The organism is Acinetobacter stercoris (assembly GCF_900323515.1).
Lineage (GTDB): Bacteria > Pseudomonadota > Gammaproteobacteria > Pseudomonadales > Moraxellaceae > Acinetobacter > Acinetobacter stercoris.
This window is the reverse complement of sequence record NZ_OOGT01000357.1, coordinates 1-1,875: the sequence shown is the minus strand read 5'-3', so window position 1 is coordinate 1,875 and position 1,875 is coordinate 1. Positions and strand designations below refer to the sequence as shown.

Here is a 1,875-nt window from a genome sequence, read left to right as displayed (position 1 = left end):
GATTTAATATTAAGATCCAGATCTTTTCAATGGCCAAAATTAAAATTATGCTTTCTTAACAATGATGTTAAACCTAATCTAATTAGTTTAAATTGAACTAAATTGACTCATTCTCTATATTAAGTATTTCAAGCTTTACCTTTTATTATTCTCATCTGATGTTATAGCTACAGAACTGTATACGATTACAAATTTTATCATTGCTAGACATAACAAGCTAAAAACAAAAAATTAAGACTGTTATAAATAACCCAAATTAAATATTTAAAACATGTGAATAAATAAATTTATGAATATATTTTCCATCCAACAAAAAAACCATCCTGTATCTTCATCTTCAAGGATGGTTTTTGTAAATAATTGATCAAATCAGAATGTGATTTAAGTTATTGTTATTGTTATTGTTATTGTTAAACTAAATCATTAATTAATGTTCTGCACTTTCAGTTGGTTTATCTAGTGCAGCAATTGCAGCTTCATCCCCAGTTGCATTCTCTTGTGTCGTAGAATCAATTGCAGCTGCCTGAGTTTCATTTTGCGATACATTTGTTGTTGCTGAAGATTGTTCTGTTTGGGATTCTGAAGACGTATTTTCTGGCTGGGATGTTTCTTTTTTAGAACATGCACTCAAAGTAAGAGATATGCTAGTCAAAACAATAAGAGAAATAGATTTAATATTGAACATTGTGTATTACCCAACTTTTTAGATTAGATTATTTCAGAATAACCGAGTTATATTTAGAAAAGATTACATAAGCCATTTATCAAAAAATCTCTATTATTTTAAAGCACATGTGAAACTCAAATCAGGAAATCAAACATCTATGACATCATTAGGCCCATTAAAAACACGATTTCCCGCCACTACGATTGTTATATTTGGATAATTCAATCCTAATTTAATTTAGTGATGAATTTTATAAAATCAGTCGGAGCCATATCACTGAATTTTTTAAACTCTTTATGAAAATGTGCCTGATCATTATAGCCAAGCTCGTAAGTTAGATGAGCTAATTTTGGAGTTGTGGGGTGATCTAAAGCATGAATCGCTGCTTGAAAACGCATGATACATGCAAAAGTTTTGATACTCATGCCTATATCTTGCTTGAAAATACGCTGTATATGCCGACTACTATAACCAGTGATCTTTTCAAGGTCTTTGATCTTCCCCTCCCCATTTTGTTGAATAATATAATGAATAATACTCTCGGTAATATATGAAAAATCACGCTTTAACTGACTAGAAACACTAAGGAAAAAAATATTGATTTTTTCATCTATTGAGTCAGCATAGACAATACGTTCGACCAGATTTTCATTATTCTCTACTAAATCATAAAAATTGATTGATTGGTTGATCAAGTCGCTAGCAGAAATACCGATAAATTTTGGAATAACACCAGGTAAAAAACGAATACCAAAATAAGGAATGTTCTCCTTTAATTCAACATATTGTGAATGTAATGTTGATCCACAAATACGTGCTTGAGGATTATGCTGATCACACTCGAATAAAATATCAATACAACCGTCAGGAACTGCAAATACTGGTGGATGATCTTCTGAAATCTGCATTTGATAAAATTCGGAAACAAATTCTGTATATTGCTGACCAATCAAGCGCTGACAGTGCCTTTTTTTAAAAAAAGGTTGTAGACCATGAAAGTGATGCAGAGTTTTATACTGCTTTTGATATGTATTCATTTCCATTGAGTTCCCCCTTATTCCATTAAGTTTGGGATAATTAATTATATATTTTCAGAATACAGTTAATTAATATATTAATTTTCTACACAATTATTTTATAAAAATCAAGCATTCATTACAAAAATAGAAATTCAGTATAATTAATAACATTATTCTCAATATAAAAAC

2 protein-coding genes are annotated in these 1,875 nt (G+C 29.7%); both read right to left on the bottom strand.

Translation table 11 applies throughout. The features are described 5' to 3' along the window. Positions 1-427: 427 nt before the first annotated feature. Positions 428-685, bottom strand: coding sequence for a hypothetical protein (locus KPC_RS19475; protein ID WP_121975956.1), 258 nt, complete (start codon positions 683-685; stop codon positions 428-430). A 209-nt stretch (positions 686-894) separates the two neighbouring features. Beyond that, positions 895-1,710 (bottom strand): AraC family transcriptional regulator, encoded by an 816-nt coding sequence (locus tag KPC_RS19470; RefSeq protein WP_121975955.1) that lies wholly within the window; start codon positions 1,708-1,710, stop codon positions 895-897. Positions 1,711-1,875 lie beyond the last annotated feature (165 nt).